This window comes from Alicyclobacillus pomorum DSM 14955, from assembly GCF_000472905.1.
GTDB classification, from domain to species: Bacteria; Bacillota; Bacilli; order Alicyclobacillales; family Alicyclobacillaceae; genus Alicyclobacillus_A; species Alicyclobacillus_A pomorum.
This window is the reverse complement of the sequence record NZ_AXAR01000003.1, coordinates 26,801-39,434: the sequence shown is the minus strand read 5'-3', so window position 1 is coordinate 39,434 and position 12,634 is coordinate 26,801. Positions and strand designations below refer to the sequence as shown.

Annotated in this window: 12 protein-coding genes and 1 tRNA gene; 4 read left to right on the top strand and 9 right to left on the bottom strand. The window is 52.8% G+C overall.

From position 1 onward, the window contains the following. Position 1: 1 nt before the first annotated feature. The 3 genes from YWK_RS0103875 to YWK_RS0103865 form a co-directional block, all read right to left on the bottom strand. Positions 2-742, bottom strand: coding sequence for an SDR family oxidoreductase (locus tag YWK_RS0103875; protein ID WP_026963766.1), 741 nt, complete (start codon positions 740-742; stop codon positions 2-4). 293 nt (positions 743-1,035) lie between these two features. Beyond that, a complete protein-coding gene (locus YWK_RS0103870; RefSeq protein WP_026963765.1) occupies positions 1,036-1,452 on the bottom strand; it encodes a cupin domain-containing protein in 417 nt (138 codons plus the stop codon). 52 nt (positions 1,453-1,504) lie between these two features. Then, complete coding sequence (locus YWK_RS0103865; RefSeq protein ID WP_026963764.1) at positions 1,505-2,545, bottom strand: NAD(P)-dependent alcohol dehydrogenase; 1,041 nt, start codon at positions 2,543-2,545, stop codon at positions 1,505-1,507. Between the two features lie 250 nt (positions 2,546-2,795). Here YWK_RS0103865 and YWK_RS0103860 point away from each other — a divergent pair, with 250 nt between their 5' ends. After that, positions 2,796-3,275, top strand: coding sequence for a TetR/AcrR family transcriptional regulator (locus YWK_RS0103860; protein WP_084453487.1), 480 nt, complete (start codon positions 2,796-2,798; stop codon positions 3,273-3,275). A gap of 97 nt (positions 3,276-3,372) precedes the next feature. On the opposite strand, the gene YWK_RS0103855 is transcribed toward YWK_RS0103860, so the two are convergent. The 4 genes from YWK_RS0103855 to YWK_RS0103840 form a co-directional block, all read right to left on the bottom strand. Further along, positions 3,373-6,561: an adenosylcobalamin-dependent ribonucleoside-diphosphate reductase gene (locus YWK_RS0103855; protein ID WP_026963762.1), complete on the bottom strand. Its 3,189-nt coding sequence runs from the start codon at positions 6,559-6,561 to the stop codon at positions 3,373-3,375. Between the two features lie 12 nt (positions 6,562-6,573). After that, complete coding sequence (gene nrdR, locus YWK_RS0103850; protein WP_026963761.1) at positions 6,574-7,050, bottom strand: transcriptional regulator NrdR; 477 nt, start codon at positions 7,048-7,050, stop codon at positions 6,574-6,576. Between the two features lie 363 nt (positions 7,051-7,413). Then, a complete protein-coding gene (locus YWK_RS18195; RefSeq protein ID WP_035465956.1) occupies positions 7,414-8,229 on the bottom strand; it encodes an HAD-IIA family hydrolase in 816 nt (271 codons plus the stop codon). A gap of 5 nt (positions 8,230-8,234) precedes the next feature. Continuing rightward, on the bottom strand, positions 8,235-8,813 hold the full coding sequence (locus YWK_RS0103840; protein WP_026963760.1) for a cob(I)yrinic acid a,c-diamide adenosyltransferase: 579 nt from the start codon (positions 8,811-8,813) through the stop codon (positions 8,235-8,237). Positions 8,814-8,956: 143 nt separating this feature from the next. Here YWK_RS0103840 and YWK_RS18190 point away from each other — a divergent pair, with 143 nt between their 5' ends. Next, positions 8,957-9,835, top strand: a complete 879-nt coding sequence (locus tag YWK_RS18190; protein WP_051375087.1) for an MBL fold metallo-hydrolase — start codon at positions 8,957-8,959, stop codon at positions 9,833-9,835. Positions 9,836-9,851: 16 nt separating this feature from the next. Here YWK_RS18190 and YWK_RS0103830 read toward each other — a convergent pair whose 3' ends face one another. Further along, entirely contained in the window at positions 9,852-10,553 is a 702-nt protein-coding gene (locus tag YWK_RS0103830; protein ID WP_051375085.1) for an NUDIX hydrolase, read from the bottom strand. 165 nt (positions 10,554-10,718) lie between these two features. Here YWK_RS0103830 and YWK_RS0103825 point away from each other — a divergent pair, with 165 nt between their 5' ends. Further along, on the top strand, positions 10,719-11,390 hold the full coding sequence (locus YWK_RS0103825; protein ID WP_026963758.1) for a hypothetical protein: 672 nt from the start codon (positions 10,719-10,721) through the stop codon (positions 11,388-11,390). Here YWK_RS0103825 and dapF read toward each other — a convergent pair. Beyond that, a complete protein-coding gene (dapF, locus tag YWK_RS0103820) occupies positions 11,377-12,231 on the bottom strand; it encodes a diaminopimelate epimerase (protein WP_026963757.1) in 855 nt (284 codons plus the stop codon). The two genes, YWK_RS0103825 and dapF, sit on opposite strands and share 14 nt — an antisense overlap. Before the next feature lie 288 nt (positions 12,232-12,519). Here dapF and YWK_RS0103815 point away from each other — a divergent pair. After that, positions 12,520-12,606: transfer RNA gene (locus YWK_RS0103815), tRNA-Leu, on the top strand. Positions 12,607-12,634: the final 28 nt, after the last annotated feature.

The window sequence follows — 12,634 nt, the reverse complement described above, 5'->3', positions numbered from 1 at the left end:
TTTACCGCTCTTGACGCGTAGGACGAATAATGATCTCATTTATCGCGACGTCAGATGGTTGTTCAATTGCAAAAACAATGGCACGAGCAATACTGTCGGCATCGATCGCACCTTTATAAATTTCATCAATGCTAGGTTTTAGGTCCGGATCTGTCACTGAATTCGTTAATTCCGTAGCAACCGCCCCCGGCGAGATGATCGTTGAGCGTATGTTGTTGCCAAGCTCTTCTTTACGCAGACCTTCAGAAATTGCGCGCACAGCAAACTTCGTTCCGGCATAGACAGTACTTCCGGCTCCGACAACGTGTCCAGCCACGGAAGAAACATTGATGATATGCCCTTCTTTCCGTTCTCTCATCGAAGGAAGCACAGCCGCAATGCCATAAAGAACGCCTTTGATGTTGACGTCAATCATCCGGTTCCAATCATCCACTCTTTTCTTATAGAGGAATGAATGTGGCATGATGCCGGCATTGTTGACTAACACATCGATTTTTCCAAACTCTTCAAGGGCATACTGAGCGAGCTCTTCCACTTGCTCGTACGAAGTCACATCGGTCACTTTGTAAATGGCTTCACCGCCTTTGTTTTGAATTTCTTCTTGCAGTTTCTTCAAACGATCTTCGCGACGCGCTGCAAGAACCACCTTCGCCCCTTTCGAAGCAAGTTCTATTGCAGTAGCTTCTCCAATCCCACTGGAGGCACCGGTAATGATGACAACTTTCCCTTGAATATTGGACATAACAGATGACACCATCCTTTCTGGCGCATACTGAATGCACAGTAATCGACTTCCCCATATCCAGCTTCCGGCACATAATGAACGTTGATAAATTAATGTACAATTGTACATTATTATAAACAAGTGCATGATGCTTGCAATGGTTAAGTAAACACGATTTGTACATTAGTGAACAGACGAATAATAATAGTTCATTAAACCTCAGTGTCCCGGAGTCACCATTCCAGAAAACAAAAGATGGGTCAACCAATTGAATTGGATAACCCATGGTGTATCAAAGAAGATCAGGAATGCTATTTTAACTTGTTATATTCTTCATCGGTTACGGGTTCCAGCCATTCGGTGTCTCCCTTTTGAGGATTAGTAGTTATCGCGATATGTGTAAACCAGCTATCCGGTGTAGCACCATGCCAATGTTTTACATCCGGAAGGATCTTTACTACATCCCCTTCATGAAGCACCTGTACCGGTTTGCCTTCTTCCTGATAATATCCTTTACCGCCGGTAACCAGCAGAATCTGACCACCTGCATGCTTATGCCAATTATTTCTGGATCCTGGTTCAAACGTGACATTGCCTATTGGGCAATTAAAAGTCGAGTCATAAGGAACAAGCATTTCAAGCCATGCTGCCCCTATGAAATAGTCATTTGTTATTTTTTGACCCTTCGGAAAGATGACACTTTCACTTAAATGAATTGATTTATCCATATTTTCTTCTCCTCGTATAACAATTTAGTGAACCAAAGAGAATCTCTACAAGTTACAAAGTCGAGATGTCAATCACGAATCGATAACGCACATCACTACGGAGAACACGCTGATATGCTTCGTCGACTTGGTCAGCACGGATCACCTCAATTTTAGGGGCAATGCCGTGCTCTGCGGCGAAATCAAGCATCTCTTGCGTTTCCCGAATTCCACCAACGAGTGAACCGGCAATGCTACGCCGACCCATAATTAAGGAAAACACACTGTACTTATCTGGCTCGGCTGGTGCACCGACATTTACAAGCGTTCCATCTACGCGAAGCATCGATAAATACGCATCAACGTCAAGATTTGCTGACACTGTGTTTAAGATGAGGTCGAAACGACCAGCGAGCGTAGTGAATGTAGCGGGATCACTGGTTGCAAAGTAATGATTTGCGCCAAAACCGAGGGCTTCATCTTTCTTATTCGTAGACCGACTCAAAACCGTTACTTCAGCACCCATGGCATGCGCAAATTGGATCGCCAGGTGACCAAGACCACCCATCCCCACAATGGCAATCTTTTTACCTGGACCGGCGTTCCAGTGCTTCAAAGGAGAGTATGTGGTGATGCCTGCGCACAAGAGCGGGCTTGCAACATCCAGTTCCAGACCGTCTGGAATACGGACAACGAAGTTTTCCGTTACAACGATTTTTTGGCTATACCCGCCGTATGTCGGATTGCCGTCGTAATCCAATGCGTTATATGTTGAGATAACGCCCTTCGTACAATATTGCTCCTCGCCACTGAGGCAGTATTCGCATTCTCCGCAGGAGTCAACAAAGCAACCAACGCCCACGCGATCACCGACAGCAAATTTTGTAACTTCTGATCCGACTGCTGCCACGACTCCGGCGATTTCGTGACCGGGAACCATCGGAAAGATTCCGCCACCCCATTCATCGAATGCACTGTGAATGTCGGAGTGGCAAATACCGCAATACTTAATATCGATGAAGACGTCGTGTGGTCGTAATTCTCTCCGCTCAATTGTGGTCTTTTCAAATGGTGCTTTTGCGCTTGGGACACTTAGCACACGGGTCATCGTCATGTTTTTTCTCACTCCTTAGCACTGGTAAAGCCAAGCTGCCACATATAATGGACATTGATATTTTAATGTACATCTGTGTAGTATTATAAACAGATGCAGGATGCTTTCAATGGTTAAACAGAGCACATTCGTTCATTAATGAACAAATGTATTATAATTGTTCATAATCCTGAAGGAAGTTTGGTGACCCAAAGTGGATAGACGAATACTCAAAACTCAAGAAGCGTTAAAAAAGGCTGTTATTGAACTGATGTCTGAAAAAAACTTTGATGACATTACGATACAGGATATTTCCGATCGGGCTAACGTTAGCCGAGGAACCATCTATCTTCATTACGTGGATAAATTCGATCTACTGGATAAGCTTATTGAAGAACACATGAATAAACTACGGGAAATGTGCGAATCGGCAGCTGACTTGGATTATAAAGATGCGAATCTGCCCTGGTTCGAATACCTTGAACGTAATTATTTATTCTTTTCGACGATGTTAGCCAGCAAAGGTGCCCCTTATTTTCGTAATCGGTTCGTTGAGTTTCTCATCGAAGAGTTCAAAGATGAAGTGGATACAACAAAAGGAAAAAATCGCGGTTTAAGTGAAGATGTTGTCCTTCAATTTATTGTGGCGTCTTACGTAGGGGTAGTGGAATGGTGGATTAAGAATGGAATGCCTTATCCACCTCATGTCATGGCAGAACAAGTGGGGATATTGTTGGAGCGGAATTTATAATTAGAAGCTTTCCTTCACAAAACTTGATCATTTAACGGTCGAAAAACGTCCGTATTGTACATTAACAAAGCGGGGGCCGCAGCCCCCGCATAACGTATTAGCACTTACTATAACCGCACGCTTCGCATTCGTAACAGCCACCGGTGCGCACCAAGCTGGTTTGGTGGCAATTCGGACACAAGTCCTTCGCGATGGAATAGTTGCGCAATGTCGGGCGTTCCGGTTCCTCAGCCGCAGTCTCCTGGCTGCTCGCCCATTCGTTGAAAGCGGCCTTGCGCATCGGGAACGTTTCCGAGTGCTCAATCAAAGCCTTGGCGATGGCATCCGGCACGGAGGTAATGCGGCGGTCGCCGAAGCCGACCGAGTTGGACCCGCCAATGCCCGCGAAGTGCTTCACCAATTCCGCTTCCTTGTTCGGATTGTGCGAATCTCTGAGATACAGGGTAATGGCGCGGCCGAGCGCTTCGTTTGCGGCGTACACGTCGCTGCCCGCCTTGCCGATGTTGACAAACATCTCGAGGGCCAGGTGCTCCTCTGGATCGTCGTTGATGGTGATGTACGCTTTTCCAAGCGGCGTGTCCTTTTTGTACGTGGCGCCGTACAACACGTCTGGACGGCGACGTTTCACGTACGTCTGGTGTCCCGTTTGCGGTGCAACTGTAGCTGCCACATCCACCATCTTCGCGGCTTCTGCCGACTTTGCGGCGTCTTTCTGCTCGTCTTCCTTCTTCAGCGACAACACTTGTTCTGAACGAGAGCCGTCGCGGTAGATGGTAATCCCCTTGCACCCCAGTTCATACGCCAAGTCGTACAAGCGCTTGGTGTCTTCCACGGTGTACGAATTCGGGGCGTTGCAGGTCTTCGATATCGAACTGTCAATCCACTTCTGAAGCGCACCCTGCACCCGCACGTGATCCTCCGGCGCTAAGTCCATTGCCGTCACGAAGTAGTCTGGAAGCTCTGCGCCAGGGTGCGTCTCATAATACTCCTGAACGATGCTCGCGTGCTCTTCGAACATGCCCAGGCGCGAGTTGCGGAAGTACGACCACGCGTAGTAGGGTTCACACCCGGTCGAGCAACCAACCATCGTACCCGTGGTACCCGTTGGAGCGATGGTCATGGTTGTGACGTTCCGCACACCGTGTTGACGAATCGCCTCCACCACATGCGGGCGCTCCGCAGCCATTTGTTGCATATAGCCAGACTGCAGGAAGAGATCCGCGTCAAATTTCGGGAACGGGCCGTTTTCCTTCGCCAATTCCACAGATTCCAAGTAGGCCCACTCGGCCATCATGCCCATCAGCACATCGATAAACTTCACGGATTCTTCGGAACCATACCGAATACCACAGTACAAGAGCAAATCGTGCAAGCCCATGATGCCAAGCCCAACGCGGCGTTCACTCATCTGGTTGATCCGGTTCTCTTCAAACGGATAATATGTGGCGTCGATGACCGCATCCTGGAATCGAATGCCTGTCCGCGTGGTTTCCTCGAGTTCTTCCCACTTTACGTGGTGTAGCAAAAACTCCGTTCGCTCTTCGTCAAAGTGCTTCCGCAGCCAACTGCGAATGTACGCTTCTTTCGCTTTGTCCTGGAACTCCACACGTTGCCCGGAGTCTTCGAACCCGGTCGCAAAGCGGCTCAAGACGACAGCGCCGAGGTTACAAATGCCGTTTGCCGGGAGTGGCTGCTCGCCGCAAGGGTTCGTTGCCACAAGCGGGTTAAAATACCATGAATTCGACATCCGGTTGGCCCGCCCCAAGAACACGACACCGGGCTCAGCCGATTTCCATGCGGACGTCACCAATTCGTCCCACAGTTCGCGCGCAGGCAGGACCTCCGTCACTTCGAAGGGTTGTCCACTGCCCGTCCATTTATCAAAGTCGCCGTCAAACTCCGAGACTGCGGTCTGCGGGACAAACCCGATTTCCCAAGGCTCGTCGTTTTCTTTCGCCTCCATGAACCGCTCGGAAATACCCACAGAGATGTTGGCACCAGTAATCACGCCGTCCACCTGTTTGCAGCGAATGAACTTCAGGACATCCGCGTGCCTATCATTCAAAATCAACATTAATGCACCGCGGCGCGATCCGCCCTGCAGCGTCAACTGACAGCCAACACTCATAATTTCACCGACCCCGACCGGTCCGAAGCCGTCCCCAAAGACCTGGTTGCCCTTGTCGTAGAGCATGCCCCAGGAATACGCGCCAGAGCTCCGCCCGTTCACGCCCCGCACGTAACTATACCGTGGACGCAGCGACGACAGAACCACCGAGACGCGCTTCTTCTCGGCCATGCGCTCCCACATATCCCCCAGGGTGGAGGCAATCGTGCTTCGCCGGTCTCCCGGATACAACACGGTGCCCACCAAATCGGTCATGACGAGGGAGCCGCTCTGTAGAATTTGGTCGTACAGTTCGCGGGCGGAAACCGGATCGGAGAAGTTGACCGGGAGACCCGCAGCCATCCAATCCTCGATTTTTCCGTTCCAAAGGTCGTCGTACCCTTCCACGGACGTTTCTGGAAACACAAACTGCCACTGTGCGTCTTCTTCAACCGCACGCAAGAACTCGCGATTGAGACGAACCACCTTTGTGCTGTGCGGATACGTCGTCGTCAAAAAGTCAGGCAGGTCCGCGTGCCATACATCCAACACGAGGTGCAGTTCGGACACGCGAGAGCCTTCTGAGACCGGAATGTACGTGCCCTGTGGCGGGATGCGCGACAGGTTCATCCCAACGCCGCCACTCCGAGCTTGAATTTCCAGGGTCTGTCCAAACGACTCCGCGTAATCGCGCATGGTTGGACCCACACTCGGGATGACGAAACAGTTGTAACTCGTGGTCTGCATCCCCGTGCCCATGGAGGCGTTAATGCGACCGCCCGGAACGTACTTCCATCGACTCTGCAGTTGGTAGAACTTTTCCGCCCAAAGTTCAGGGTCATTCGTCACTTCGGCCGCTCCACGCGCCACTCGACGCCACATGTCGCGAGGAGCCGTCTCCAGCAACACGTCAATTTGGTGAAACGGCAGCACCTCACGGACTCCGTCTTTCAACTCGACGGTCGCCGTCTTGTCTTCCTCGTGAATCTCAACGACACGCGCTAATTCGTGATAAGCGCGCTTTTTATCTAAAACCGCTACCACGAGCGAGCCGACGGCGAGACTGTCTTTCTTCACGTCTTTCAACAAGTACCTATCGGCAACAATTCGCTCACCGGTGCTACCCAGCCGGTCTTCATCGGTAAAAGGCAACATGCTTTGACCCATGGTCTGTTCCATGCTTTTCACTCCTCACTTCCCCTTGTCAGAGGATTCCGTCAACAGAGAAAGAACCTCCTGAGCCAGTGTCTCCACGTCCCGGAACTCACGGTACACAGACGCGAACCGAACGTAAGCGACACCGTCGAGCTCGCGCAGTGCCTCCATGACTTTTTCGCCAATGACGGTAGATGGCACTTCGCGCTCGTACTCAAGGTGCAGCGACCGCTCGATGCCAGCGACGACTTCTTCTACTTTCTCGGCGGGAATGGGGCGCTTTTCACAGGCCTTCATGACGCCTCGATACAGCTTTTCGTAAGAAAACTCTTCGCGCTTCGCGTCTTTCTTTATGACCATCAGAGGCCGCTGCTCCACGCGTTCGTACGTTGTGAATCGTCGTGCACATTCCGGGTTGGTGCATTCCCGGCGGCGCCGGATGGTGTTGCCGTCGTCCCCCGCGCGAGACTCCACAACGCGGGAGTTGTCTGTACTACAGTAAGGACATCTCACGCCTTCATCCGCCTCATTTCTCGACCTTATACATTCGACAAAAATCGTCAAACATAGATGCCACAAAGGCCTATCATGTTCAGTTTGGACGTGTTATGTATGGAGGTACGCCTCACAAGTCAACCTCTTCACCATCAGAGAATCCTGCACCCGCAATGTGCACACCATATATATAGTGTTCACGATTCGTACATCGCTCATTATACACACTACATATGTGGTTATCAAGGCTATGAAAAAACGCCGCAAATCTCTCATTTTTCCGCGTCCCATCAGGGCTTTAAGAGAATCAGCCACAGCCGAGGGGCAAAAAATTGGGGGGAATATTTTTCGACACTCGGAGAAAACGTGGTTATCCAGCGTTTATGCCTGAAACAACGAGGCGACAGACGGCCACGTCTCATTTGGCTGCCATTGTCCGCGCACTTCGCCGTTTTGCGCTTCCGAATAGACCACACCGGTCTGAACGTGAATGGTATATACCCCACTCAACACACCGCTCGCGACATCCGTCTCGAGATTGTCGCCGATGACCAGGACGTCCTCTACAGATACTTGGAATCGTTCCAGTACGTACTGCACAAAGTCGGGATTTGGTTTGCCCGCGACGTATGGAGACACGCCGGTTGCGGTACTGACGAAGCTTCCAAGTGCTCCATTGCCTGGGAGAAACGTATCATCCGCAGGAAGGCGTACGTCCGCGTTTGTCAGGACAAATGCGCCAAGACGTCCGACGAGGTTGCAAAACCGTGCCAACGACTGATATGTGGCTGTGGGATCCAGTCCGAGCACAGCCGCCGAACATTCTATCACGTCTGCATCATCTGCTGCTACGGAAACTGGCACCAGTCCCGCCTCTTCTAGCGCGAAGGACAGTCCAGATTGGCCCAGGTACCCCACCTTGCTACCTTCGGCCACCTCGCGCTGCAGATACCGAGCGGCTGCCTGCGCCGACGTGCAGACCTCGTTCGGGAAAGCGTCAAATCCAAGCCGCTTCAACTTGAGACAAACATCGCCCGGCGTCCTCGTGGCGTTGTTCGTAAAAAACACAGGCTGAATCCCTCGTTTGCGCAGTCTTTGTACAAACTCGACTGCTCCGGGAATGACGGTCTCTCCTCGATACAACGTCCCGTCCAAATCGAGGAGAGCCGCTTTCCAACGACGTTGTGTGTGGTTCATGCGGTTCACTCCGTGAATGGATTTGGCTTGGCTGCGTGGAAATCGACGCCCGGTTCCGCAACGGCGGTTCGGGTGTTGACAACTCGAGCCATGATGAAAAGCAGGTCAGACAAGCGATTGAGATACTTGCGGATCATGGGTTGGACCGTATCCTGCTTTTCCAACGCGACGATGCACCGCTCAGCGCGCCGTACAACGGTTCGCGCAAGATGAAACGCCGCAGCCGCAGGATGGCCTCCAGGTAAAACGAATTGCTTGAGCGGTGGCGTCTCGGCGTCCAGTGTGTCAATCATTCGCTCCAGCAGATCCACATCCGCCTGGTTAATGTAAAATCCGTCGCGCTTGTCCTCCGGCGTGGCAAGGTCGCGTCCGACGTCAAACAAATCGCGCTGTACACGCTCTGAAAACCGAACAACGTCGGCAAATTGAGGGTCCGACGAGATGTGTGCGACAGCCACACCGATGGTGGAGTTGGCTTCGTCGACGGTCCCGTACGCCGTCACTCTCAGAGAGTCCTTACCAACGCGCCGACCGTAAATCAAGCTCGTTTGTCCTTCGTCACCAGATCTTGTGTAGATTTTCATACATTCCCCTCCAGACGCACACCGTTCATGGCTTTCCGAGTCAACACCATTCTGTCACGACTTATTGTACTATGGGAGGTACACAGGCTGTCATCTGCGGTTGACACTCGAGACACAAAATTTGCGTACAGGAGTGAGGCAACGTGCAAGTGAACGCAGTGCGGTTGTCGGAGCACGTGTTGCAAGTGGCTGTCCCGACGCCCACGCTTCCCCCTTCCTATGAAACGAATACATACGTCATTCATCACGGGAGTACCGCGCTGCTCGTGGATGCCGGCAGCGAAGACGAAGCCGTGCTGCAGGAACTGGTGGATACGCTCAAGGCAGAGGGAATCGAGCGTGTTACCACGCTGCTCGCCACGCACTATCACCGTGACCACACACAAGGACTGCCGTTCTTCCAGAGGGCATATCATGCCCCCATCCACGTCCATCGCCTGGATCAGCCTGCAGTCATTCAGCAGATAGGTTTCAACTGGGACGTAAAGCCCATCCAGTCAACGTACGATGTCAACGGCCTGACTGTGCACGTCGACCATCATCCGGGTCACACGCATGGCCACGTCCACATCCGCATTCCGGCAGACAAGGTGGTTCTCGTCGGTGACCACATGACAGGTGACGGTTCCGTATGGATTGGCCCGCCCGACGGACACATGGCACCGTACTTCGACGCGCTTCGAGCGATTGAGCACAGCGGTTGCGAGATAGCGGGACCGGGCCACGGCAAAGCATTACCAAATCCCGCAGAGGCCGCAACAGCGCTTTTGAAACGTCGTCAACAGCGCGAACAGGAGATTGTTCAGTTGATTGCACAGGCGCCACGTACCCTGCAAGAACTGGTGAGCTTGTTGTACGACGGGATTGTTCCGGATGCCGCACTGTGGGTCGCCCGCAAAACCGTTCAAGCACATCTGCAACATCTCCTCAGCGGCGGGGCCATCACACGTAAGTATGCAGCAGCCACTGGTCAATTTGTTTATACCCGCAGTCCCTTGTCATCGCCAACGGGTACCGTGTAGTGCATGATGGATGACCCTAGGCGCGGCTCTCTGGTCCAGGTACGGACAATGACTGCAAACAATCGTCTGCGGACGCGTACTCGGCGATACCCTTCAGCATTGCAATCGTCGGTGAAACTGCGTTGTGGGCTCCCGCACGAATGCTCGACAGCAAGTCCACTGGCCGACACCACCGCACCCACTCATTTTCGGTGGTATGTAAGCGCGGCTCCGGGCTTTCGACGCGCATGACGTATAAAAAGAAGCGGGTGTCAAACCGGGCCGGCATATGCGGTGGTGTGACCCACCGACCAACAAATCGGAGAGAAGATCCGTCCAGCTTGAACCCGTGCGCCGCTAAGAGGTGGTCCAGCGTGCATTCTCCGGTCAACAGGTCCCTCTGTTCTTGTTCCGACAGGGCGTACACACCGCTGTCGCTTTGCAGCGCACACAGCCAACCGACTTCCTCTGCACACTCGCGAAGGGCTCCGATGGCGTAGGCGGAATCATCGTGTCGGTTTTGCCCAATGATGGAGCCTGTCCACCAAGCGGCGTTCTCCATCCAGTCGCGACTGTCCAAACTTCCACCCGGGTACGCTAAGTAGCCTGGCAAGAAGCGCATCTCGCGGGACCGCTTCATAACCAGCACTTCAACGCCCTCCACGCCGTCGCGAACAATTATGAGTGATGCTGCTGGCCGAATCACCTTGGTGCCTGATGGCTTGTTTATCTCTGACACAGTTTCTCTCCTCTCCCTAAACACAGGCACGAAACGCTAGCATTCTAATGTTTTTACATTGGTGTCGCCTTTATATCTGAATCCACGAATCCTTTGTAAGCTACTGAAATCCGAGTCAGAGCGTGTATAATGGGACGGACACCACGGAAATGGAGGCCGCGTTCAATGGCGGAGCACCCAGCATTCAATTACTGGAGAGCACTCGCTCAACTCATCTTGTTTCGAGACGTGGTCATCCCGAACCTGGACATCAAGTTGGAACTCGCCATTGTGCGATGCAAGTGGGCGACCGCCTGGACCGGACTGGTGGCTGCCCTCGCCATTGTGCTGCGCCATCCAAACGTAGTGACATCATCCCTTGCAGCTTCTGGGGTACACGTTCGGCTCCATCGCTTCGAGACCTCGGTACTGACTGTCGCCCTGACAGTGCTCGGCCTTTGTGTCACCTATGGCTTCCTTCGTCTATACACTCTAGTCCACCACGTGATGGTCACCAATATCTTCAAGTGTCGTGGACAGCGGTTGCGGTTACTGAATTTCTACGGTTCTATCTTACCGCTCTCCGTTCCGCTCGCCATCGCGTACGACATCTGGCCTTACCTGCACTGGCTTAGCGCTGCTCTCACGGCAATGGTCATCCTCTATATCGTCTGGTTGCACAGTAGGACGTACAACGTCATCTTCCACAAGCGCGGCGCGGGGGGACTTTGGCTGTTCATGGGGGGTACCCTCGTGACATGGTTTGTCCTCTGCATCGGCGCACTGGGCATTGCCGTGACATTCGCCGTCCTGTCGTTTTTCATGTTGGTGCTGCTGCGACTCTTTACGCACCACTGACGCGCGGCCACAGGTACTCGCCACGCATGACTTCGACCGCTTCACCGGTCATATACACGCGTCCATCGCTGACCTCAATGTGCAAATCGCCTCCGAGCAGGTGCACGGTAACGCGGTTGTCCAAGCGACCTTGTCGGACACCGGCCGCCACGCTCGCGCACGCCCCTGTGCCACAGGCGTAGGTAATTCCAGAGCCCCGTTCCCACACGCGGAAGTCAAGTTCGTTGCGATGCCTCGGCGTGACAAACTCAACATTCAGCCGCTGCGGAAAATACGGATGCCGTTCAATCAGCGGCCCCACTTCAGCGACCGGGGCAGTCAGCGCATCCTCAACGAAAGTGACAAAATGAGGGTTTCCAACCGACACCAACGTCCCTGTAAAGGTCGCGTCGCCGACCGCGAGGGTGACGTCGTCCCCTGACGTGGGCGGCCCTTGGTAATGAACGTGCTGTGCACCAAACTGCGGGACACCCATGTCCACGGTCACGGAGTGAACCTTGCCATCTGCCCCCGTGTGGACTTCCGCCTCCACGACGCCTGTCTTCACTTCAATCCGCATCCGCGTATCTGACACGTACTTGTGTTCATACGCGTATTTCGCTACACACCGCAAGCCGTTCCCGCAGTTCTCCGCTTCTGAACCGTCCGCGTTGAAAATCCGCATGCGCACATCCGCTACATTCGATGGCCCGATGAGAATCAGTCCGTCCGAACCAATACCTCTGCGAATATCGCTGACTGCCACTGCCAGATCAGCCAGCGAAGCATCGTCCAATGACTCTTCGAACTCACTCACGTAGATGTAGTTATTGCCGAGGGCGTGCATCTTTGTAATCTGCAATTCGCCATTCTCCCTTCATACCGTCCCGCTCAGAACAAGATGTGCGGGGTTGCGAGCATGCCTTCATAATAACCGACAATCTTTCCACTCTCACAGTCTATCACACCCACTGCACACTACATCACAACGTCACGTGCACGAATCCGCCCCTTTGCCATTTGCCGCCGTTCGCGATGCCCTTCATCCATTGAGAAGCAACCGCTACGACAACCGTGTAAATTCCCGATATTACCTACTTGCATAAATCAGATGGCGTTGTTATAATAACCACTGTCGCTTCTGACTCATGCGGTCGTGGCGGAATTGGCAGACGCGCAAGATTCAGGTTCTTGTGGGCGCAAGCTCGTGGAGGTTCAAGTCCTCTCGACCGCACCAAATGCGAAAAACCGGCACATGGGACATT

Coding starts and splice junctions, on each gene's coding strand:
- YWK_RS18195 (WP_035465956.1), bottom strand. CDS start 8,229: ATGAACCACACACAACGTCGTTGGAAAGCGGCTCTCCTCGATTTGGAC.
- YWK_RS0103870 (WP_026963765.1), bottom strand. CDS start 1,452: ATGGATAAATCAATTCATTTAAGTGAAAGTGTCATCTTTCCGAAGGGT.
- YWK_RS0103825 (WP_026963758.1), top strand. CDS start 10,719: ATGGCGGAGCACCCAGCATTCAATTACTGGAGAGCACTCGCTCAACTC.
- YWK_RS0103875 (WP_026963766.1), bottom strand. CDS start 742: ATGTCCAATATTCAAGGGAAAGTTGTCATCATTACCGGTGCCTCCAGT.
- YWK_RS0103840 (WP_026963760.1), bottom strand. CDS start 8,813: ATGAAAATCTACACAAGATCTGGTGACGAAGGACAAACGAGCTTGATT.
- YWK_RS0103855 (WP_026963762.1), bottom strand. CDS start 6,561: ATGGAACAGACCATGGGTCAAAGCATGTTGCCTTTTACCGATGAAGAC.
- YWK_RS0103860 (WP_084453487.1), top strand. CDS start 2,796: ATGTCTGAAAAAAACTTTGATGACATTACGATACAGGATATTTCCGAT.
- YWK_RS0103865 (WP_026963764.1), bottom strand. CDS start 2,545: ATGACGATGACCCGTGTGCTAAGTGTCCCAAGCGCAAAAGCACCATTT.